This window comes from Acuticoccus sp. I52.16.1, from assembly GCF_022865125.1.
Lineage (GTDB): Bacteria > Pseudomonadota > Alphaproteobacteria > Rhizobiales > Amorphaceae > Acuticoccus.
The window spans coordinates 51,813-68,587 of record NZ_CP094829.1 but is presented as its reverse complement, the minus strand read 5'-3'; the positions used below and the strand labels follow the sequence as shown (position 1 = coordinate 68,587).

Sequence of the window (16,775 nt, the reverse complement as noted above, 5' to 3'; positions counted from 1 at the left end):
CCGGCCTCCTCGCCGGCAGAAGGCCGAAGACGCATTTTAGCCTTTGTCGTCCTGGCCATTCGGAGCGGACTTCATCTGCTCCGTCATGGCCGCCATCATCTCGGTGCACTGCTCCATCATCGGGCCCATTTGCTGCATCATCTGCATCATGGGCATCATGCCCTGCATGCCGGACTGATCGCCGCCCATCATGTTTCCGGGCATGGCGTTCTGATCCTGCATCATCCGGCCGGGAGCCTGGCTACCGGCTTCTTGCGCGATTGCAGCCGTAGTCAGGATCGCCGCCAGCGCGGCCGCCGAGATGCCGAGCTTTGAAGTGAGCTTCATCGTGATCTCCTTTCGGTTTCTGTTTCAGTCCTTTTGGGTATCCGGCTGTAAGGCCGGATTGCTCTTGGTTTCGCAAGAGTTCGAGCCGCCTCGCATGCAAAGTCCCAGAGCGCACATGGCGGCGCAGGGCGCGAGGCTGAGGATCAAGGGAGCGGCGCCGACAGCGGTGAGCCAGCCCCAGTTCAGGGCGAGCCCCGCCGCGATGACCGCCAGAGCGGCGATCAGCAGGCCGCGCCGGCCGAAGGGTATTTGCGGTCCGGTAGATCGCGCGGGCTGCGTCAGGTCAGCTGTTTCGGTCATTGGTCAGGTCCTCGTCGTTGCGATAATGGATTCGAATTGCGCCACGGCCTCGGGGCTGTCCCACTCGGCCGGGCCGACGACGCGGGCGATTTCGCGCCCCTCGCGGTCGATGAGGAGAGTGGTCGGAAGACCGACCACCGCCAGCCCCTGCATCGCGCGCAGATCATTGGCGAGGTACATGCCGAGATGACGAATGTTGATCTCGTCGTAGAAACGGCGCACGGGCTCCAGCCCTCCGCGGTCGATCGAGAGCGGAAGGACGTGGAACTCCTCCCCGCCGAGCCGCGCCTGGAGCCTGTCGAGCGTCGGCATCTCCTCCCGGCACGGCACGCACCAGGTCGCCCAGACATTCAGGAGGACGACGCGGCCGCGGAAGTCGGCGAGCGTCAGCTCGCGCCCATCGCCGTCGATGAAGGGCGGTGAGAGAAGCTCGCGCGGCGCGTCATGGAGCGGCATGACCGGTCGGGCGAAAGCCGGAGTGGCGGCCAGAGCGAGCGCTCCGACCAGGAAATCGCGCCGTCTCATGTGTCGGCCTCCGCCTGCAGCCGTTGCACGACGGGAAGGATGTCCTCCTCCAGCGAGCGCCGGTCGAAGGGGCCGACATGCTTGTAGGCGATCCGCCCGTCAGCATCGATGACGAAGGTTTCGGGGAGTCCGTAGACGCCCCAGTCGATGGCGACACGGCCCGACCGGTCCGCGCCGATCCGCGCGTAGGGATCGCCAAGCTCGGCCAGGAAGGCCAGCGCTTCGTCCGCGTCGTCCTTGTAGTTGATTCCGTAGATCGGCACCGAGCTATCCTCGGCAAGCTCGACGAGTAATGGCATCTCCACCCGGCACGGCACGCACCAGGACGCCCAGACATTCACGATCGACACCTGGCCCTGCAGGTCCGCGGAGGATAGGCCGATCTGACGGCCCACGATCGGCGGCAGGTTGAACTCGGGGATCGGCCTGCCAATCAGGGCCGAGGGCAGCCTGTCATCCTTGTTCCAGAGCCCCCAATAGAACGCTACGGCGAGGCCTCCGAACACTGCGGCAGGAAGAAGCAGAACCAGCCTGCCGCGCCACGATGGCGTGCGTTCTTCGCTCACGCTCATGACCCGCCCTCATCCTTCGCCGTGATGCGCGCCTGGAACTCGCGCTGATGCTCAGGCCATGTGCTCTTGATGTAGGCAAGCGTGGCGGCGATCTCGGTGTCGCTCAGGATGCCCTCGAAGGCGGGCATGTCGCTCTCGTAGCCGGGCACGATCGCGCCGACGCCGCGTTTTGTGACTGTGAACAGGTCCTCGTCTGAGTGGTGCCAAGTGTGCCCGGTCTCGTCGTGCGGCGGCGCCGGCATCCGACCATTAGGCAGACGCCTCTTCCAGTCGGCCTGGCCCTCGAGATCGGCGCCGTGGCAGGAGGCGCAATTCGCCCCGTAGAGGTGCCGTCCTAGCTCGATCTGTTCCGCCGTCATGGGCTCGCCGAGAACGGTCAGACCTTCCGCCGGTGCTTCTCCCGCTTCGCCGGTCCGTTGCTGCGCGAGCGCCGCCACGCCAGCCAGCCCGGCAAGTGCAGCGCCCGCGAACACGATTCGGCGCGGTCTCATCGCGGCCCCCGAACGTACTTCACCAGCGCCACGAGGCCGAGTACCAGAACCGCGAGGACAAGCAGCAGAACAAGGCCGCCGCCGGCCATCATGAAACCCATCATGGAGCCGTCCATCATTCCCATCATACACTCACTCATCGGAATACACGGCAACCCCGTCGTCGCCGAAGGCGTAGGTCTTCAGGGTCCCGGTCTTCTCTGCCGCCATACCTGGGGCGTTCGCGGGCATTCCGGGCAGCGTGATGCCGTCAATGTCCGGCCGTTCGGTCACCAGTCTCTCGATGATCTCCGCGGGTACGAGGCCGCTGACGTAGTAGCCGTCGATTTCCGCAAGATGGCAGCCAAGCCCCTGCGCAGGGACACCGGCCTCGACCGAGCGCCGGTCGAAGTCCCGGTCGTCGACGCGCGTGACGCGATAGCCGTTCGCCTCCAGGTATTCGGCGTAGGCGTCGCAGCAGCCGCAGCCAGGATCGCGCCAGATCGTAATCTCTTTGGAAGGCTCCGCCGAAGCCGCGATCGGCTGATCCGTGCTCTGGGCAGACGAGAAGGTCGTGAAGGCGGCTGCTCCTGCGAGCGCAAGGCCCGCGAGCGAGGCGATTGCAAAAGTTTTTTTCATGGGATGCTCCATTTAAGCGGCTGCGAGCGCAGCCCAGCTGGTGCCGCCATCGCGGCTGTGTTTCAGGATGTCGTCGAGTACAGCGACGACGTGTTTCTCGTCTGCCGGATGAATTACGACCGCGGAGGCGGACCCCTCCGCCGCTCGTGACCAGACCACCCCACCGTCGCGGGACGTCCAGACGCCCGATGGCAGGGCGGCATAGAGCGTCTCGGGAGCCGTGTTGGCGCTGGCCAGCGCCACGATCGGCTCGCCCGCCGGAAGCGGCGCCTCGGAAGGCGGCGCGTCGCCGGACACCAAGGCGTCCATGGCGTTGCCAGGCTGCACATCCTGCCAGCGGCAGAAGCAGTCGGGGACCCGCGTCAGACCGGCCGGGGTGCCGGCATAGATCCAGATGCCGCCCATGCCGGTGGCGAGGTCGACCGAGGCGAGCGCGAGAAGATCGCGTTCGGCATCCGCGAGCCAAGGGCGATCCATGGCAAGGCTCCAGCTTTGGCCGGCATCCTCGCTCTTCCAGAGACCGTCGCCACGCGCCGCGGCATAGACCATGTCGGGTTTTCCGGCCGCGACGGTCACGGCGTCAATTGCGCCCTCCGGAAGCCCCGAGGAGCGGGCTTGCCATGTGCGCCCGCCATCTTCGGAGAGAGCGACGCCGCCGGAGGCGAGACCGGCGACAAGGCGCCCCGGCCGCTCGGGATGGGTCGCGAGCGCAAGGATGGCCGCAGGACCCAGCAACGCCGTCCAGGATTGGCCACCATCCTCGCTGCGCCCGAGGTTAGAGCCGGCGACGATCAGAGCGTCGCCATCGAAGACAAGGGCACGGATCGGCGCAGGCGCCGCACTTGCACGGAGGCCTGACAGGACGATGAGGCCGGCGCCCGCCACAGCCGCGCCGATGACGAAGCCCCTTCTCGAAAGCTCGGTGGCAAGCCCGGCGGCACTCTTTTTCATGTATGAGTTCATTTTCAACGCACCTTGCAGGTTTCGAAGACGAGGCGCTAAAGATCCGCCACGTTGGGAAAGATCACAGAGTAGCGATCGCGCTGCATGCCCGCGCCGAGGACAACATCGCCTGGATGGAAAGGCGGAGTCGCGAAGGGGGTCAGAGTAGCGACCAAACCCTTCAGCCTGGCCGGCGGTACGGTTCCAGACTTGGTCGAGGCTCAGACCCGTCAGATGAAGGCCAGGCTCTAGCGCGTGGCAGGCGACGCAGGAGTGGTATACCTGCGACCCGCGCTCAACGTCACCGGCCGCGAGTGCTGCGCCGGCTGGCAGCGCAACATACAGGCCGAAGACGATCAGAAGGCCGCGCCGAAGGTTCGATCCTCCCGGAAACGGTCCTAATGCAGGACGTAGGAAGAGCCCATCGGTGGTCCGGCGCGACAGCGCCGGTGGATGCGTCGGTAACACTGTTTGCGTCTCAGCTGATTTGCGAAAGCGCCGGACTGCACAGAATTGACTGCGCAAGCGGTCTCGAGGCGATCATCGGTGAGTCTGCACCGGTAATCCCGCACGACGCTTCAGCCGAGACGGAGCCCGACTGGCGTCAAATCAGATGAGCGTTCGGGGAGGGTAAGGATCCGGAGGACCGGTTCGACCGACGAAGTCGGAAAGCCCTGTCGGTTGGGCGATCGAAACAACGGCCAGCATGTTGACGGCCGATTCCGTACGCAAATCGGCAACGAATGGGGCACTACACACCAGATTGCAGACCAGCACGCCATCGTCACCATCGTCGTCCGCGTCGCAGCCAGTGCAGTCTGCCATATCGATGGCGCCGGTGTCGGCAAAGGCCATCTTGATGGCCATAGTCGTCGTGCTCGCCACATGCGCAACCGAACCCGCCGCAAAGACGGCGAGCAAGGCGACGACGAGGATGCGGACGAAGCTCTGCATGGCTCTTATGTAAATGCTTGAGCCGTGTTTGTCGACGGCCCTTAGAGGCCGGGTTATGCTGGATGACTGTCGTCGATCCCGGTCGAGCGACGAACTGCCGTTTCAGGTTGTTCCGGAATGCCATCTCCGAGTGGGTCATCGATTACACCGTAAGCGTGCGGCGTGCCCGACCTTGCTTTTTCCGTCAGTGGGCTGAGGCGTTGAAGTGCCAGGGCATCAGCGCGTCGAGCTTGGTGATCTTATGGTCGGCGATGCGCGTGAGGACGTCGGTGAGCCAGGCTTGCGGATCGACGCCGTTGAGCTTGGCGGTCTCGATCAGAGTGTAGGCGATCGCTGCGGCGTTGCCGCCTCCGTCGGATCCCATGAAGAGATAATTCTTGCGGCCGAGGGCGATGCCGCGCATGGCCCGCTCGGCCGAGTTGTTGTCGATCTCGAGCCTGCCGTCTTCGAAGATCGGCTCGAGCCGCGGCAGCCGGGTGAGCGCATAGCGGATAGCCTGCCCGAGTGAGGATTTTCCGGACACCCGCTGCAGCGTGATCGTCAGGAACAGAACGAGGGCGTCCAAGCGAGGTCTCGTCTCGACCTGCCGGATCCTGGCTCGCTCGTCGGGCGGCTTGCCTCGGATGTTCTCTTCGACCGCGTAGAGCTCCGCAATGCGCCGCAGCGTCTCTTCGGCCACCGACGAACCCTGCGCGGTGGCGACGTCGACGAACTTGCGCCGGATATGCGCGAGGCAGGCGACCTCGCGCACGGCGCCGGTGCGCGTGATCTCGTTGAACCCGGCATAGCCGTCTGCGTGCATGAAGCCGCTGAACCCGGCGAGATGGGTCCGGGGATGGATCCCTTTTCGGTCCGGCGAGAACCTGTACCAGGCCGCCGGCGGCGCTGCGCCGCCCCAAGGCCGTTCATCACGGGCGTAGACCCACACCCGGCCCGTCGCCGTCTTGCCGCCGGCACCGGCCGAGAGAACCCGCACGGGCGTGTCGTCGGCGAAGATCGCAGCGCCTTGGCGCACGTGCCGGCCGATCGCGTCGGCAAGCGGCTCGAGAAGGCGCGTTGCCTGACCGACCCAGCCGGCCAACGTAGATCGCGTGAGATCGAGGCCGTCGCGCTCGAAGATCTGACTCTGGCGGTAGAGCGGCAGGTGATCGGCGTACTTGGCGGTGAGGACGTGCGCGATGAGGCCGGGCCCCGGCCGGCCCCGCTCGATCGGGCGCGACGGCAGCGGCGCCTGAAGGATCGCCTCGCAGCACGCGCATGCCATGCGCGGCCGCACGATCCGGTTCACGACGAAGCGGCCGGGAACGTACTCCAACTCTTCGGTGACGTCCTCGCCCAGCAGCTTCAGCCTGCCGCCGCACCGCTCGCACGCCTTGCCCGGCGACAGGATCTCGTTCCGGCGCGGCAGATGGCCGGGGAGCGGCTTGCGGACGGGCTTGCCCTTTGGCTCGCTCGCCGACGGCTCGGGAATGACCTCGGCCGAGTGCGTGATCTCGATATCTTCCAGCGTCATCTGGAGCTGCTCGAGCCCCTCGGCGGACGTGCCGAAGCGATGCCGCTTCAATCCGCTCAGCTGGTGCTTGAGCTTCTCGATCAGGAGGTCGCGCGAGGCGAGCTCCGCCCGCGTCGTCGCCACGATCGCCTTCAGGGCGTCGACGTCGTCGGGAAGATCGGCCAGCGTGCTCGGCATGGCCCAATCCTACGTGATTCGCTCCCTTACCCGGCGGGCTTCATCCTGCGATCAGCGGGCGCCAGGTGCGCTGCGGCGCGCGCCAGTCGATGCCTTCCAGGAGCATTGCCAGCTGCGCCTTCGTCACCGCCACGCGTCCATCCGCGGGCGACGGCCACACGAAGTGCCCACGCTCGAGCCGCTTGGAGAACAGGCACGCTCCCTGACCGTCCCACCAGATCACCTTGATCAGGTCGCCGCGCCGGCCGCGGAATACGAACAGATGACCGCTGAACGGGTCCTCCTTGAGGATCGTCTCGGCCAGCATCGCGAGCCCGTTGAAGCCTTTGCGCATGTCCGTCACGCCCGCCGCGAGCCAGATCCGTGTCGAGGCGGGCACCGGGATCATGCGCTACGCCTCACGGCCCGCAGCACCCTCTCCAGAGCATCCTCGTCAACGTCCCCGCGGCACATCACCTCGACGCCGCAGTCGAACCTGATGACGATCTCACCGTCCGGCACAGCGCTCGCCCTGGGCGGTTGATCGGTGCGGGCCGCAGTGCCGCTCGTGCCGATCTCGACCGGCAGAAAAACGGCTTCCGCCGCGCGCGACCCGAAACGGGGATCCCGGCGCCACATGAACACCATGTTCGCGTTGAGGCCGTATCGCCGCGCCACAGCGGCGACCGACGCTCCCGGCGCATTCGCCTCGCGCACGACCTTACGCTTGAATGCGGCCTCGTACCGCCGGCGCCGCCGCACCGCTGTCATGTGACCGGTCATTCCCGACGTGTCCGCTTATTGCTACGCGGACACTTACCGCCCGCTACGCGTCAGCAGACTCGCCACCACGAGCCCGACCGCAAGGGCGAGCACGCCGTACGCTTACATTACACCACCGAGAGGCCTCACTCGGCATTGGGCTACACCACTCCGGCACGGTTCGCGACCACCATCACCGCAATCGGCACCGACGCTCCGATGGCTCACCCGCGTCAAAATGGTGCATCAACAGCCGAGACTCAAGTCGTCGCTGGATGAACGATCAGTGGCAGGTCACGCCTCGCCGTCAGCGCAAAACTTCCCTCTTCTGCCGATTTGCATTCGGAATGCGGACAACCGACAGCACGTAGTCAGAGGCGGCGATGCACTGTTATCTGATTTTTAACACCATTAATTTCGATTTCGACTACAATATGATCCAGCTCTTCAAACTCGACATCAATCGCTTCAACTGTTGCCATCAAATGAGACGTCGAGAAGTCAAGCTCATCATTATATCGCATCAAAAGGCCAGGCATAGACGAAATTAGAGGAACACCACCGACTGTAATGGTCGCATCACCACCCCCTATCGTTATACTATTTAGCCTCACAACTTGCGAGCTAGAATTCTCTACTACAAATGAAGCTCTTATTTTATTCTCATCTACGATGCGATCAAGAGTTACGTTCGTGATATTGATCCCGTCGCCCACCTCGGCATTGGGCAATGATCCGTTGGCATGAGCAACGCCTCCCACGAATAATGCCGCGACTACAGTCAGACCCCACCTTACACTCATCCGAGCCTCCCAACGTACCTGATACACTCTAACAGTTAGATCACGCTTCAGCGAAGACTTCCCCTACGCTCCTTTTCAGTTCAAGGTATCTGACTGATACGTCACACCACATCTGCCTATAACGTAACAATTCACGAAATGCTCCAGACAAATCTTTATGAGCACCGAGAGTCACGGCGATAACTCCAACTGTCAAATCATCACTCATCACTAGATATCCACCGACCCCAATAACTACTACAGATGACACTCCAACTAAATATGAATTTGCCGATTTTATTAAGTATTTTGTCCTATAGATTGCTATCCTATTGGCGTATATATTAGAAAATATACGCTCCATGCCCGTTGGAACGGACGATAATTTTGTAGCTCTCACGGCCAGTATCCGCATCAAACGAATACGATCTCGCCAAAATCGGTTTAGCTTCTTCTGCATCCAGGCCGACCAAATAACCTGGATAGGGATGAGTGCAACCACTGCAACACCGAGTACATTACTCTGCGAAAAAATAAAAAATAGCACAGTTAGGAATGTTCCAACCTGGACTAGCGGCAGAATTATCATTTCACCAGAAAATCCACCGAGGGGCTCGATTTCCTGTGAAACGACTGGGATAATCCCATTTCCACTCTTTTTGCTGTTTGTTTGCGCCCGTGAAGCGTAGATTTTTCGTCTCAAAGCAATCAGGACTCGCTCACAAATCATACCCTGCAGAATATTTACCAAGAACCGAATTACGGAAAGCATTAGATAAACTAACATTAATGCGGCCAGCGATACTATTAGAAGTTCTAATTGTGACACTTCATTTTTAAGAAGTATTATCGGGAAGTGACCGGAGTCGATGACCGAATTGATCGTTAATTTTATTAGTTCAAGATTAATATATGTTATTATCAATAGGAATAAACCAAAAAGACACGCGAGCGCCTGAATTCTCCAGGTAATATTTAATACGTATGCGAAAAATGTGAATGCATTCATGCCCTTAAGAAGAGGCTTAAGCTCGAACCTATACTTATTCTTCAATATAACCTTAGATAGCCGTGAGTCCACAGAAATCTCTGACATAGAATTTACTCCGTTACTATTCTAATGCCGTACGCACGCCTACCGACGCTTAGAGAGGGCGCCGCCAAATTGGCGGCGCCGATGATGTTTACTCTATCTCAACAATCGTGAGCTTCCCTTCGACGCGATCGGCGGTGAATGTAATGGCGCGACCAACGGTTAAGCGATCCATCATCGCCGGGTCAGAGACCTCAAAGACCATCGTCATCGCCGGCATCTCGAGGTTGTCGAGCGGGCCGTGTTTGACGGTGACGCGATTGCGACGAGTGTCCACTTTGGTCACCTCGCCCTTCGATACCGGAGCCGCAAAAACGACTGGAGTGAAGACGAGGCTGCCGATCAATGCTGCAGTGAGCGCAAGTTTGTTCATGAGGATGTCCTTAAGACGTTGCGGGATTAATTGACGGTGAGTGGACCGTGCATCCCCATCTCGTAGTGACCGGGAATGAGGCAGGCGAATTCGAAGCTGCCAGTATTGGTAAAGCGCCAGAGAATTTCGCCATCATCGCCTGGCTCGAGACGCACTGCGTTTTCATCGTCGTGCATCATCTCAGGAAACCGCCGCATGAGATCTTTGTGCTCGGCGATCTCCGGCGAAGCGTCCATCACGAACTCATGCTCGAGTACCCCGTCATTGGTAATCGAAAAGCGTATGGTTTCGCCGCGCTTCACGTCGATGGAAGCTGGCTCGAAAACCATCGCTCCGCTGTCGGTTTCCTTCATCGAGATGCGGATCGTTCGAGCCACCTCGGATGCTTTCCCGGGGGAGCCGATCGCCATCTCCCCGTGATGATCATCAGCGTCGGCCTTTGCGGATTGGCCATCCTCGTGGCCACCAGAGTGACTGCCAGCGGCGAATGCCGTAGCCGGAGTGATAATGAGCGTGGCGGCGAGCCATGCAGCAGCAGAAAGCTTCATCTTGTCCTCGTCTGTTGAGATGGTCAGTCAACCCGCCGAACGGGCTCGGCGTGTTGCGGCGGAACCGTGGCGGCCTCGTCCATGGAGGCCACCTCGGGCAGTGAACCCGTCCACTCGTAAGCGACGGTACCCGGGGGATGATCGAACCAGCCGGGGTCCGAATAGTCGTCCGCGGCGAGCCCTTCGCGAACCTTCATCACTGTGAACATGCCGCCCATCTCCACCGAGCCAAAGGGGCCCCATCCCCCCATCATGGGTTCGGTGTTGTCCGGGATCGGCATCGCCATTTCGGCCATATCGGCCATGCCGTTGGTGCCCATCGGCATATATTCGGGCTGGATAAGGCGGATCTTTCTGGCGACGTTCGTCTTGTCAGCGCCGATGAAGGTCGGGACGTCGTGGCCCATCGCGTTCATCGTGTGATGCGACTTGTGACAGTGCAGTGCCCAGTCGCCTTCGTGGATCGCATCGAATTCATAGGCGCGCATCGCCCCCACGGGGATGTCGATCGTCACTTCCGGCCAGCGCGCCTCGGGCCGCACCCAACCGCCATCAGTGCCCGTCACCTCGAAATGGTATCCGTGCATGTGGATCGGATGGTTGGTCATCGTCAGGTTGCCCACACGGACCCTGACACGGTCCCCCTTCGCGGCCACAAGCGGATCGACGCCTGGAAAGACGCGACTGTTGATGGCCCACAGGTTGAAGTCGGTCATCTCCATGACGCGGGGCATGTAACTGCCCGGATCGATGTCATAGGCCGACAGCAGGAACACATAGTCCCGGTCGACGCGCATGAAATCCGGGTCTTTCGGATGGATGACGAAGAAGCCCATCATGCCCATCGCCATCTGCACCATCTCGTCGCCGTGCGGATGGTACATGTGCGTGCCTGACTTCGTCAGTTCGAACTCGTAGACGAAGGTCTTGCCGGCCGGGATGCCGGGCTGGGTCAATCCCGTGACACCATCCATGCCACACGGCAGGATAAGGCCGTGCCAGTGGACACTCGTGTGTTCCGGGAGCCGGTTGGTAACGAAAATTCGGACTCTCTCGCCTTCAACCGCTTCGATAGTCGGTCCTGGCGACTGGCCGTTGTAGCCCCAGAGATGCGCGATCGTGCCGTCGGAGAGCTCGCGCTCGACCGGCTCGGCGACGAGATGGAATTCCTTGACGTTGCCGTTCATGCGGAACGGAAGCGACCAGCCGTTCAGCGTACAGACGGGATTGTATGGCAGTCCTGCAGTCGGTCTCACCGGGGTCTGCGTGGCCGAACTTTCCATCAGCGGCGCATCAGGCAAGCTCATGTTGGTCGTGCGCGACCATGCTGCGGTGGATACCAGAGCTCCGGCTGCAGCACCTGCACCCAGGATCTGGCGCCTTGACATGCCGGTGGCACTCGAACGATCGGTCATTCTTCGTCTCCTTCGGCTTCTGCAACCTCGGTTTCGGCGGGTTCAGAACCGGCAACACCACCACCCCAGATCGCCGCCGCGACATCGACCTCCGCGAGGAAGAAGTCCCGCCGTGCCTCGAGCGAAGCCCTCACAGACTCGATGCGCGCACGGGTATCGGCCAGCAGATCGAATGTATTGGTGATCATGCCGTTGTAGGTCAGGACGGCCTCGTCCTCGACGGTCTTGCGCAGCGGAACGACAGCGTCACGGTAGTGCTTGGCGATGTCGTAGGTACCCCGGTACGCGGTATGTGCAGCTCGAGCCTCCGAGCGCACGGCCACGGCGCGGGCGGCAAGGAGGTTTGTCGCCCGCATGATTTTGAGCTCCGCCGTTCTGAGGCGTGCTTCTCCCGTGTCGAAGATTGGAATAGCGAAATCCGCTTCGAGCCGGGGCGTCAGACGATTCGTAACCGTGGTATCACCTTCGTCCACCTCTTCTTCGCGCTCGAGCTCCAGCCCTGCGGCGACCTCAAGGTCGGTGACGAACCGGGTCGCTTTCGTAAGGCCATAACTGCGGGCCAGCGCTTCAAGCTCCAGCTTCGCGATCTTGAGGTCGGCGCGGTTTTGAAGCGCCAACCGTTCAATGGCGGATTGATCGGGGACTGAACGGGGCAGAGGCGGCAGGCCATTTGGAACCTCGTAGGAAAGCCGGGCACCCCAAAGCCCAAGGCGACGCGTCAGCTCCTCCTTGGCAAGTCGGGCTGCCATCACTGCACGGGCCTTCTCAGAGGTGAGTTCCGCGTAGAAGGCCTGCTGACGTGCTTGCTCGACTTTGGAGAAAGCGCCGGTTTTACCGAGCTCGGCCGCCAATTCTGCGGCGGCGTCCGCCGCGACAAGCGCACGGTTCAGCTCGATGACAACTCCCCACGCCGCTGCCGCTTCGTAGTAAGCACGTCGGGTCTCATGAGCGAGCCGCAAAGTGGCTTCGATGGCGCGTTGCTGCGCCTGGCGAACGCGTGTTTCCGCGATGGCCACACGACGTCCGCGTGTGGCGTAGGACAGGACATTGGCGATCACGGCGCCTTCGACGGCCTGGGTCAGAATGTCGGTAGTGGTATTGACCCCAAGCGACAAACGGGGATTGACCGGCAAGCTCTCCTGCCAGAGCGCGGCTACCGAGAGGCCAAGGTCCGCATAAGCCGCCTGCAGATCCTGGTTGTTCAAAAGAGCGACGCGCACCGCCGTATCGGCGTCGATGGTGCGGTCTGTCACGAGTGAGTGCACCTCGGCTTCGTTCTGTGCCTGCTGGACCGCATTCGTAGCCCAAACACTTCGGGACTTCGTGACCGGCTCGGCGCCGGCGCTGACGGCGGCAAATCCCCGATCGATGGGAAACTCCGCCGCGGAAACGCAGCCACTAAGGAACCCGGCGAGAGTCACAGCACTCGCTGCACGGGACCAGCGGGTCATGACCCAACCCTCGGCCGTGCAAACCCCTCTTCCGGGGGCGTGACAGAGCGCGGCGGATCCGGTTCGACCGGGACGCGGTGAACATATCCGCCCGTCGGGGAAGATTGAGGAAGCGAGACCGAAGCAAGCGTCGGCACGGCAGCCGGCGGCGGGGGCGCAGCCGTGTAAGGTGCACCCGCGCAGCCAGCCACTGACGCGGCGAGCGCGCCCGTGAGCAAGCGTTTCATGGAATTCAATTCAAGATGGAGCGATCGGACAATTGACTGACGGCGCCCACAGAAGGACGCAGCTCGGTCAGATCGTTCGAGGCGGACGTTCTAGCGTCGCAGTATCGCTCGCAAGCAATTGTTCGTGTGGCATCACTAACAATCGCTCAGGACGAAAGCTCGTGGTCATCGACAATGGATCAAAAACAGCCATTGCTGAGCAATGGGTGGCGCAGCCGACACAGGGCCCCACATCGGAGCAGTCACCTGCGTCAGAGGTGTCGCTTGCGACGCCTCCCTCGGTTGAATGAGAGCTGTGAGCATCAATGTCGGAGCCATCTACGGAGATGGCCGTCCTCCCGCCTTCATAGGCCGCAGTGTGACCAATACCAGCCGTTCCAACGGCCAGCACGATCAGCGCGACAAATATGAAGCGAGCGACAGCCAAAACCTTCTCCACATACGCTTTGGCCTGATATCATTCGGCCTGTGCACCAACAAGTGTGCTACGAAGCCACAGCTCCACGTGCGCCTAAAAAGTCACACAATTATCGATTGTGGAAAGTGATGAAGCTCGGCTTTGCTATCAGCGGAGAACTCGGGATAGCTCCGGCGGATCGGGCTCGATCCTATAGCTGCGAAGTGCATTCGTGGATCGCCTGCCCGGCTTACCGCGCGCTTCGACAAATCAGTCCGGTGGGGCCCTCCGCGCCGATACCCCGAGAGCGGCAAACTCGCGTGCCGCCCGTCATGCTCATAGCCTCGGCCCGAGCCGGTGCTTCTGGAATCCATCAGTGAGCCGACCCTTTTGGAACGGGTAGCATTACAGGAGGCTGATGTCGGCGAGCTGATCCAGCAGGAGCCCGGCGGTGAGCCCAAGTGCTATAATGGCCGATCCCGTTGCGACCGCCGCCGCCCAAGTCATTTTGTCGAGTTGGGCTACGGCGCCATTGGTTGATGCATCGAAGACCATCCGCGACAGCACGCGGGCGTAGTAGATGAGCGACACAACCGTATTTGTCGCCGCCACGAGGGCGAGCCAACCGTAACCGCCCGCGATTGTAACCTCGAACACTGTGAACTTTCCGAAGAAGCCGACTGTGGGCGGGATGCCAACGAGGGAAAGAAACGCAAGCGCCAACACCACGGCGTCAAGCGGCCGGCGCGCCGCGAGGCCGCTATAGTCCGAAAGCGCCGTTCGACCGCGAAGGTCCGCGACGACGGCGAACGCGGCGATGTTGCCGACGGTATACGCTCCGAGCATCGCGACAAGTGCTGTCGGCGCACCGGTATCGAGGTCGATGACGACAACCGCCATCAGCACGTACCCAGCCTGGCTGACGGACGACCAGCCGAGCAGCCGCCGCACATCTTGCTGCCGGAGCGCAGCTAGGTTGCCAATCGTCATCGTCACAGCCGCTATTGTCGCGACGAGGGGACGCAACGCGAGAGCATCTGGAGGAACAGCGGTGACCAACCGCGCGAATGCTACCGCGGCGCCGATCTTCGGGACCACCGTGAGGAACGCCGCCGATGGAACTGGCGCGCCTTCCGCGACGTCTGGTACCCAAGTATGCGCCGGTGCAGCACCAAGCTTGTAGGCGATCCCGACGGCGACCATCGCAAGACCGGCAACAAGGAGCGGCGAGGCGATGAGCCCATCGGCAAAGGCGTTCGCGAGCGGCTCGTAGCCGGTAACCCCGGCCATACCGGTCACGAATACGACGCCGGTGACGAGGACGGCGTTGGCGAGCGCGCCGATGAGGAAATACTTCATCCCCGCTTCCACCGAGATTGCCCAGCCGCGATGGTAGGCGGCCAGCGTGTAGCCGGTGACGGACGACAGGAGCACGGCAACGACGAGCTGCATCAGGTCGGCGGCGCCAGCGAGCGCCATCGCCCCAACCGCCGACAGAAGAAACACCGCGTAGACCTCGCCGTGGCGGCGGTCCGTTGCAAACCAGCCCGGTGAGATCATCACGCACACGCCTGTCGCGACGAGGATCAGGAAGCGAGCCCAGACACCGACGCCATCGATCGCGAAGGTGCCGGAGAAGGTGGTGCCTGTGCGACCGAGCTGGTCGGCGAGGAGAACACCCGCCACAGTGAGGCCGGAGAGCGCGATGATCACGCCGACGACATGCAGCCGACGCGGCGCGAACATCGCAAAGAGGAGCGTTGCAACCGCGGTGAAGAGAACCGCGATCTCTGGTGCAAGGTCGCCGATCGGCATCGCCTCAGCCCCCGGGCGCGACGGTGGCGGTCCCGACGACGGCGCTATCCGTGGCGGCGTTGACGAGGTCGAGGAGCCAAGCGGGATAGACGCCGATCACGACGACGAGGGCGAGGATGGCGAGGAGGACCGCCCCCTCCACCCGGCCGACGTCCGCAAAGGCGTTCCGCTCCACCGGTCGCTCGCCGAAGAAGACCTGCCGCAGCATCGTGAGGAACAGCGCGGCGGTGATGAGGATGCCGACGAGGCCGACGGCCGCAACCCACGGGAACACCGCGAAGGCGCCGATGAAGATCTGCACCTCGGCGACAAAGCCGGCGAGGCCCGGCAGGCCAAGGCTCGCGAAGGCCGCCACCACCGTCGCCGCCGTCAGCTTCGGCGCGACGCCGGCGAGACCGCCGAAGCGGTCCATCTCGTAAGTATCCGCCCGCGCCCAGATACTGCCGGCAAGGAGGAACAGCGTGCCGGTGATGAGCCCGTGCGCCACCATTTCCACCACCGCGCCGGTGAGGGCGAGCTGGCGCGCGTGCTCCTCACCGGCGACGAGCGCGCCCGCCGCCGCGATGCCGAGCACCGCGTAGCCCATGTGGTTGACCGACGTGTAAGCGATGCGCCGCTTGATCGAGGTCTGGCCGAGCGCCACGAACGCGCCCCAAAGGATCGACGCGAGGGCGACGACAGCCAGGGGCAGCGCATAGGCCGCGAACGTTTCGCGCATCATCTGGAGCGGCATCCGGACCATGCCGTAGGTGCCCATCTTGAGGAGAACGCCGGCGAGGATGGCGGACGCCGGCCCAGGCGCGTTGACGTGCGCCGGTGGTAGCCATGTGTGGACCGGAAACAGCGGCGCCTTGATCGCGAAGCCCACGACGAAGCCGAGAAAGACGAGCGTCGCGACCGGCCCCGCCCCGGCGAGCGGCTGCTGTGCGATCAGCACGCGCATATCGAACGTCATCGGATCAGTGCGAAGGACGAGCACGATGATCGCGAGCAGAATCGCGAGTGAGCCGACGAAGGTGTAGATGAAGAACTTCAGCGCCGCAGCCTGCCGCTCTCCGTGCCCCCAGCGGCCGATCAGGAAGAACATGCCGACCAGCGAGAGGTCGAAGAACACGTAGAAGACGAGAAGGTCGAGCGTGAGGAAGAGGCCAAGCGACGCGGCTTCCAGGAACAGGAACCAGGCATAGTACTGGCGCTCCCGCTCGCGCTGCTCCATCGGCCAGGCGATCGTGGCGACGAAGAGGACCCCCGTCATCAGGGACAGCGCCAGCGACACGCCGTCAACGCCGACGCGCCAGGCGACGCCGAGCGCCGGCACCCATGCCATCTCCTCGACGAGCTGGAAGTCGGTGCCGCCTAGGCTGAAGCGCGACCATGCAAAGCACAGGAGCGCCAGCGGCACCGCGGCGGTGGCGACGGCGAGCGCACGCGCGGTCGTTGCCCTCAAACCGGGGGCGGTCACGAGGACCAAGGCCCCGACGAACGGGACGAGGATCGCAAGGGTCAGCATCGGG

The 16,775-nt window shown here is 62.6% G+C and carries 20 protein-coding genes; all 20 read right to left on the bottom strand.

Going from position 1 to position 16,775, the window contains the following annotated elements:
* Window positions 1-36: 36 nt before the first annotated feature.
* On the bottom strand, window positions 37-327 hold the full coding sequence (locus MRB58_RS23355) for a hypothetical protein (RefSeq protein ID WP_244782102.1): 291 nt from the start codon (window positions 325-327) through the stop codon (window positions 37-39).
* Between the two features lie 24 nt (window positions 328-351).
* Window positions 352-627, bottom strand: a complete 276-nt coding sequence (locus MRB58_RS23350) for a hypothetical protein (RefSeq protein WP_244782101.1) — start codon at window positions 625-627, stop codon at window positions 352-354.
* A gap of 3 nt (window positions 628-630) precedes the next feature.
* Window positions 631-1,152, bottom strand: a complete 522-nt coding sequence (locus tag MRB58_RS23345) for a TlpA disulfide reductase family protein (protein ID WP_244782100.1) — start codon at window positions 1,150-1,152, stop codon at window positions 631-633.
* The gene (locus MRB58_RS23340; protein ID WP_244782099.1) at window positions 1,149-1,724 is read right to left on the bottom strand and encodes a DsbE family thiol:disulfide interchange protein; all 576 of its coding nucleotides are present in this window, start codon (window positions 1,722-1,724) and stop codon (window positions 1,149-1,151) included. The genes MRB58_RS23345 and MRB58_RS23340 overlap by 4 nt, the downstream gene beginning before the upstream one ends.
* On the bottom strand, window positions 1,721-2,215 hold the full coding sequence (locus tag MRB58_RS23335; protein ID WP_244782098.1) for a cytochrome c: 495 nt from the start codon (window positions 2,213-2,215) through the stop codon (window positions 1,721-1,723). The genes MRB58_RS23340 and MRB58_RS23335 overlap by 4 nt, the downstream gene beginning before the upstream one ends.
* A complete protein-coding gene (locus tag MRB58_RS24870; RefSeq protein WP_256461750.1) occupies window positions 2,212-2,343 on the bottom strand; it encodes a hypothetical protein in 132 nt (43 codons plus the stop codon). Before MRB58_RS24870 ends, MRB58_RS23335 begins: the two co-directional genes overlap by 4 nt.
* Window positions 2,344-2,347: 4 nt before the next feature.
* Window positions 2,348-2,833: a DUF411 domain-containing protein gene (locus MRB58_RS23330; protein WP_244782097.1), complete on the bottom strand. Its 486-nt coding sequence runs from the start codon at window positions 2,831-2,833 to the stop codon at window positions 2,348-2,350.
* A gap of 12 nt (window positions 2,834-2,845) precedes the next feature.
* The gene (locus MRB58_RS23325; protein ID WP_244782096.1) at window positions 2,846-3,784 is read right to left on the bottom strand and encodes a sialidase family protein; all 939 of its coding nucleotides are present in this window, start codon (window positions 3,782-3,784) and stop codon (window positions 2,846-2,848) included.
* 600 nt (window positions 3,785-4,384) lie between these two features.
* Window positions 4,385-4,729, bottom strand: a complete 345-nt coding sequence (locus MRB58_RS23320) for a hypothetical protein (RefSeq protein ID WP_244782095.1) — start codon at window positions 4,727-4,729, stop codon at window positions 4,385-4,387.
* Between the two features lie 184 nt (window positions 4,730-4,913).
* Window positions 4,914-6,419 carry an IS66 family transposase gene (locus MRB58_RS23315; RefSeq protein ID WP_244782094.1) on the bottom strand — a complete coding sequence of 502 codons (1,506 nt, stop codon included), beginning with the start codon at window positions 6,417-6,419 and terminating at the stop codon, window positions 4,914-4,916.
* 40 nt (window positions 6,420-6,459) lie between these two features.
* Entirely contained in the window at window positions 6,460-6,807 is a 348-nt protein-coding gene (tnpB, locus tag MRB58_RS23310; protein WP_244782203.1) for an IS66 family insertion sequence element accessory protein TnpB, read from the bottom strand.
* Complete coding sequence (locus MRB58_RS23305; RefSeq protein WP_244782202.1) at window positions 6,804-7,181, bottom strand: transposase; 378 nt, start codon at window positions 7,179-7,181, stop codon at window positions 6,804-6,806. Before MRB58_RS23305 ends, tnpB begins: the two co-directional genes overlap by 4 nt.
* A gap of 350 nt (window positions 7,182-7,531) precedes the next feature.
* Window positions 7,532-7,963 carry a hypothetical protein gene (locus MRB58_RS23300; protein WP_244782201.1) on the bottom strand — a complete coding sequence of 144 codons (432 nt, stop codon included), beginning with the start codon at window positions 7,961-7,963 and terminating at the stop codon, window positions 7,532-7,534.
* 40 nt (window positions 7,964-8,003) lie between these two features.
* The gene (locus MRB58_RS23295) at window positions 8,004-9,038 is read right to left on the bottom strand and encodes a hypothetical protein (RefSeq protein WP_244782200.1); all 1,035 of its coding nucleotides are present in this window, start codon (window positions 9,036-9,038) and stop codon (window positions 8,004-8,006) included.
* An 88-nt stretch (window positions 9,039-9,126) separates the two neighbouring features.
* Entirely contained in the window at window positions 9,127-9,408 is a 282-nt protein-coding gene (locus MRB58_RS23290) for a copper-binding protein (RefSeq protein WP_244782199.1), read from the bottom strand.
* A gap of 26 nt (window positions 9,409-9,434) precedes the next feature.
* Window positions 9,435-9,956 (bottom strand): plastocyanin/azurin family copper-binding protein, encoded by a 522-nt coding sequence (locus MRB58_RS23285; protein ID WP_244782198.1) that lies wholly within the window; start codon window positions 9,954-9,956, stop codon window positions 9,435-9,437.
* Between the two features lie 23 nt (window positions 9,957-9,979).
* Entirely contained in the window at window positions 9,980-11,371 is a 1,392-nt protein-coding gene (locus MRB58_RS23280) for a multicopper oxidase family protein (protein ID WP_244782197.1), read from the bottom strand.
* Entirely contained in the window at window positions 11,368-12,822 is a 1,455-nt protein-coding gene (locus MRB58_RS23275) for a TolC family protein (RefSeq protein ID WP_244782196.1), read from the bottom strand. Before MRB58_RS23275 ends, MRB58_RS23280 begins: the two co-directional genes overlap by 4 nt.
* 1,029 nt (window positions 12,823-13,851) lie before the next feature.
* The gene (locus MRB58_RS23270) at window positions 13,852-15,261 is read right to left on the bottom strand and encodes an NADH-quinone oxidoreductase subunit N (protein WP_244782195.1); all 1,410 of its coding nucleotides are present in this window, start codon (window positions 15,259-15,261) and stop codon (window positions 13,852-13,854) included.
* Between the two features lie 4 nt (window positions 15,262-15,265).
* Window positions 15,266-16,771, bottom strand: coding sequence for a NuoM family protein (locus tag MRB58_RS23265; RefSeq protein WP_244782194.1), 1,506 nt, complete (start codon window positions 16,769-16,771; stop codon window positions 15,266-15,268).
* Window positions 16,772-16,775: the final 4 nt, after the last annotated feature.

Bases quoted from the DNA above. Each gene is read 5' to 3' on its own strand.
- MRB58_RS23350 (WP_244782101.1), bottom strand. From the start codon at position 627: ATGACCGAAACAGCTGACCTGACGCAGCCCGCGCGATCTACCGGACCG.
- MRB58_RS23270 (WP_244782195.1), bottom strand. From the start codon at position 15,261: ATGCCGATCGGCGACCTTGCACCAGAGATCGCGGTTCTCTTCACCGCG.
- MRB58_RS24870 (WP_256461750.1), bottom strand. From the start codon at position 2,343: ATGATGGGAATGATGGACGGCTCCATGATGGGTTTCATGATGGCCGGC.
- MRB58_RS23275 (WP_244782196.1), bottom strand. From the start codon at position 12,822: ATGACCCGCTGGTCCCGTGCAGCGAGTGCTGTGACTCTCGCCGGGTTC.
- MRB58_RS23335 (WP_244782098.1), bottom strand. From the start codon at position 2,215: ATGAGACCGCGCCGAATCGTGTTCGCGGGCGCTGCACTTGCCGGGCTG.
- MRB58_RS23285 (WP_244782198.1), bottom strand. From the start codon at position 9,956: ATGAAGCTTTCTGCTGCTGCATGGCTCGCCGCCACGCTCATTATCACT.
- MRB58_RS23355 (WP_244782102.1), bottom strand. From the start codon at position 327: ATGAAGCTCACTTCAAAGCTCGGCATCTCGGCGGCCGCGCTGGCGGCG.
- MRB58_RS23305 (WP_244782202.1), bottom strand. From the start codon at position 7,181: ATGACCGGTCACATGACAGCGGTGCGGCGGCGCCGGCGGTACGAGGCC.
- MRB58_RS23330 (WP_244782097.1), bottom strand. From the start codon at position 2,833: ATGAAAAAAACTTTTGCAATCGCCTCGCTCGCGGGCCTTGCGCTCGCA.
- tnpB (WP_244782203.1), bottom strand. From the start codon at position 6,807: ATGATCCCGGTGCCCGCCTCGACACGGATCTGGCTCGCGGCGGGCGTG.
- MRB58_RS23300 (WP_244782201.1), bottom strand. From the start codon at position 7,963: ATGAGTGTAAGGTGGGGTCTGACTGTAGTCGCGGCATTATTCGTGGGA.
- MRB58_RS23315 (WP_244782094.1), bottom strand. From the start codon at position 6,419: ATGCCGAGCACGCTGGCCGATCTTCCCGACGACGTCGACGCCCTGAAG.
- MRB58_RS23280 (WP_244782197.1), bottom strand. From the start codon at position 11,371: ATGACCGATCGTTCGAGTGCCACCGGCATGTCAAGGCGCCAGATCCTG.
- MRB58_RS23340 (WP_244782099.1), bottom strand. From the start codon at position 1,724: ATGAGCGTGAGCGAAGAACGCACGCCATCGTGGCGCGGCAGGCTGGTT.
- MRB58_RS23320 (WP_244782095.1), bottom strand. From the start codon at position 4,729: ATGCAGAGCTTCGTCCGCATCCTCGTCGTCGCCTTGCTCGCCGTCTTT.
- MRB58_RS23265 (WP_244782194.1), bottom strand. From the start codon at position 16,771: ATGCTGACCCTTGCGATCCTCGTCCCGTTCGTCGGGGCCTTGGTCCTC.
- MRB58_RS23295 (WP_244782200.1), bottom strand. From the start codon at position 9,038: ATGTCAGAGATTTCTGTGGACTCACGGCTATCTAAGGTTATATTGAAG.
- MRB58_RS23345 (WP_244782100.1), bottom strand. From the start codon at position 1,152: ATGAGACGGCGCGATTTCCTGGTCGGAGCGCTCGCTCTGGCCGCCACT.
- MRB58_RS23290 (WP_244782199.1), bottom strand. From the start codon at position 9,408: ATGAACAAACTTGCGCTCACTGCAGCATTGATCGGCAGCCTCGTCTTC.
- MRB58_RS23325 (WP_244782096.1), bottom strand. From the start codon at position 3,784: ATGAAAAAGAGTGCCGCCGGGCTTGCCACCGAGCTTTCGAGAAGGGGC.